This window comes from Roseicyclus amphidinii (assembly GCF_030163755.1).
Lineage (GTDB): Bacteria > Pseudomonadota > Alphaproteobacteria > Rhodobacterales > Rhodobacteraceae > Roseicyclus > Roseicyclus amphidinii.
On sequence record NZ_JASJOE010000139.1, the window covers coordinates 1 to 1,969 of the forward strand.

A 1,969-nucleotide genomic window follows, 5' to 3' on the forward strand; every position below is an offset into this window, starting at 1 on the left:
GGGATCGGGCCGGTCCGCCGCCGGGGCCGCCCCGTGCGCAGCCCCGCCGCCGCCGATCCGGGCGGCGACATCGCTGCCGAAGACGGCGGCGATGGCCCTGAGCTTTTCGGAGCGGCGTTGCGCGGGATCGGGGTGGGCGCGGGAGGGGTCGGTCATGCGGGCACCTTGGGCGGCAGGGTCAGAAATACGAGCGCACCAGCGCGCCGGTCACCAGCGACCAGCCGTCGGCGACGACGAAGAAGGCAAGCTTGAAGGGCAGGGACACGATCACCGGGGGCACCATCATCATCCCCATGGACATCAGGATGGCGGCGACCACGAGGTCGATGATGAGGAAGGGCAGGAAGATCAGGAAACCGATCTGGAAGGCGCGCTCAACCTCGCTCAGCATGAAGGCGGGGATCAGGATCGAGGGCACGGGATCGGCGGAGGCGTCCAGCCCGCGCAACTCGGCAAGCGAGTGCAGGGTGTCCGCCTCGACCCGGTTCAGCATGAAGCCGCGGAACGGGCCATAGGCGGCGGTCAGCGCCTGTTGCGGGTCAAGCGTGCCCTCGAGCAGGGGGGAAATGCCGAGCGCGTAGGCCTGTTCGAAGACGGGGGCCATGACGAAATAGGTGAGGAATAGCGCAAGGCTGACGATCAGCATGTTGGGCGGTGATTGCTGCAGGCCGATGGCCTGTCGCAGGATCGACAGGACCGTCACCACGAAGGGGAAGCAGGTGATCATGATGGCCAGCCCCGGCGCGAGGCTGAGGACGGTGATCAGCGCGATCAGCTGCAGCGCGCGCGCGGTGAGCGACGTGCCGTCGCCAAGGTCCAGCGTCACCTCCTGCGCGGTGGCGGCGGTGCCGAGGGCGGCCAGCAGCAGGGCCAGCAGCGCGGCGCGGCCCGTGCGCTCAACCCAGGCCATTGCCGTCGCCGCCGAGCCTCGTGACGCGCACCGCCAGCTGGCCCGCGCGCTCGCCCTCCAGCTCGACCAGTTCGCCTTCGGCGATCATGCGGTCGCCGACGTAGAGCGCGACCGGATCCTCGATCCGGCTGTCGAGGGGCAGCACGGCATCGGGGGCGAGCGCCATCACGTCGCGCAACAGCGGCCGCGCCCGGCCGACCGAGACGCGGATCTCGATCGGGACGCCCTGCAGGGCGGCGCCATGGGGGTGGATCGGGTCTGTCATCAGGCGGCTCCCTGTGTGGCGGCGCGGGGCGCGCCGGTCTGGTCCGGGGCGGTGAAGGCGCGCAGCGCCTCGGCCATGCGGTCGGCGGCCTCGCCCAGGTCGATGTCGCGCCGTTCGCCCGCGAAGCGGAGCGAGACCTGCCCCTCGGCCAGCGCGGGCTCGGCGACAAGCCGGAGCGACAGGTCCGGCTGCGTGTCCACCAGCCGCTCGAGCGCGGGAAGGGCGGCAGGGGCCGCCATCAGCACGACCTGGCCGCCGCTGGCCTGGTCGGCGATGCGGGTCAGTTCCGCCTGCACGGCGGGGGCCACGGCCTCGGCGGCGAGGCGGGGCAGCAGGCGGGCGGCCATCTCCTCGAAGAGCGGCCCGAGGGCGGCGAGGATATCGGCGCGTGCCTGTTCGTAGCTGCGGTTCACCTCGGACAGGGCGCGGGCGAGATCGGCGCCGATGCGGCGCTGCCCCTCGGCCTCGGCGCTGGCGCAATCCTCCCAGCCGTTGCGGTAGCCTTCGTCGAAGGCGGCCAGGGCGGTTTCGGGGTCCGCGGCGGCCGCGGGGGCGGTCGGCCCCGGCGGGGAGGCCGGGTCGGTCGAGAACTCCTCGAGCGTCAGGGCGCGGGTCATGGGCGCACCCCCTCGTCCTCTTCCATCCAGCTGCGCAGGATCTCGACGGTTTCCTCCTCGCGCTCCTCGATCAGGCGGCGCAGGCGTTCGACCGGGTCAAGCGGCAGCTCCGTCCCCTCGGCCAGCGGCAGGGCGGGGGCCGGCAGGGCGGCTGCGGCACCCGCGGCACCCGCGGAC

Annotated in this window: 3 protein-coding genes and 1 pseudogene; all 4 read right to left on the bottom strand. The window is 72.9% G+C overall.

Features of this window, described 5'->3' with window-relative positions:
• Nucleotides 1-178 precede the first annotated feature (178 nt).
• Entirely contained in the window at nt 179-910 is a 732-nt protein-coding gene (gene fliP / locus QQK83_RS19195; protein WP_284267038.1) for a flagellar type III secretion system pore protein FliP, read from the bottom strand.
• Nucleotides 897-1,175 carry a FliM/FliN family flagellar motor C-terminal domain-containing protein gene (locus QQK83_RS19200; protein ID WP_284267040.1) on the bottom strand — a complete coding sequence of 93 codons (279 nt, stop codon included), beginning with the start codon at nt 1,173-1,175 and terminating at the stop codon, nt 897-899. Before QQK83_RS19200 ends, fliP begins: the two co-directional genes overlap by 14 nt.
• Complete coding sequence (locus tag QQK83_RS19205; RefSeq protein WP_284267042.1) at nt 1,175-1,792, bottom strand: flagellar biosynthesis protein; 618 nt, start codon at nt 1,790-1,792, stop codon at nt 1,175-1,177. The genes QQK83_RS19200 and QQK83_RS19205 overlap by 1 nt, the downstream gene beginning before the upstream one ends.
• Nucleotides 1,789-1,969: pseudogene (locus QQK83_RS19210) on the bottom strand (flagellar basal-body MS-ring/collar protein FliF); the annotation flags it as partial. The gene QQK83_RS19205 and the pseudogene QQK83_RS19210, both read right to left, overlap by 4 nt.